The sequence below is a fragment of the Cyclobacterium roseum genome (assembly GCF_010119225.1).
GTDB classification, from domain to species: domain Bacteria; phylum Bacteroidota; class Bacteroidia; order Cytophagales; family Cyclobacteriaceae; genus Cyclobacterium; species Cyclobacterium roseum.
This window is the reverse complement of sequence record NZ_WNKF01000056.1, coordinates 1-578: the sequence shown is the minus strand read 5'-3', so window position 1 is coordinate 578 and position 578 is coordinate 1. Positions and strand designations below refer to the sequence as shown.

Annotated in this window: 1 protein-coding gene; it reads right to left on the bottom strand. The window is 53.1% G+C overall.

Going from position 1 to position 578, the window contains the following annotated elements; translation table 11 throughout:
• Positions 1–578 (bottom strand): malectin domain-containing carbohydrate-binding protein (locus tag GJQ68_RS23115; RefSeq protein ID WP_162419622.1); only part of this gene is annotated, 578 nt, incomplete at both ends.

The following is a 578-nucleotide window of genomic DNA, read 5'->3' as shown; positions in this document are numbered from 1 at the left end:
GTCACCGTCAAGGTCACTTCGTAATCCCCTGCTTCTGTGAAGGTATATGCCGGATTCGCTTCCGTGGAAGTAGCTCCCGTACCGAATTCCCAGAAGTAGCTCACCGCACCTTCCGCATCGCTGCTGTTCTCTCCAGTGAAGTTAACCGTCAGCGGAGCAGTTCCCGAAGTTTTATCCGCAGATGCTTCGGCTACAGGCGGCTCATTGGTTCCGAGAATCTCAAAGGCAGATAGCTTCGGCTGATTTACTCCGCCTAACGAAGTAAAGTTCATATTCAACTCCCCATCGGTCACCGTCAATTCAAAGGATTGGGTCAACACCGTCTGCGCTCCCACTTCCGCATTGATATCCAAGCCATCCAGTACTTGCTCGCCCTCAAGGCTTACATCAAATACCCGCTTGCCTGTGCCACCGGCACCGCCAGCGTTTGCCCCCCAGTAGATCTCCGCAAAGTGGAGAATCACCTGGTAGGTTCCGTTCGCAACAGGTACTGCATAATCAAACACTTGCGCTGGTGAACTTCGCTCCGTCTGATAAAGAGCCGGTACCGTCGCACTGCTATTGGTGTAGCTTTGTCC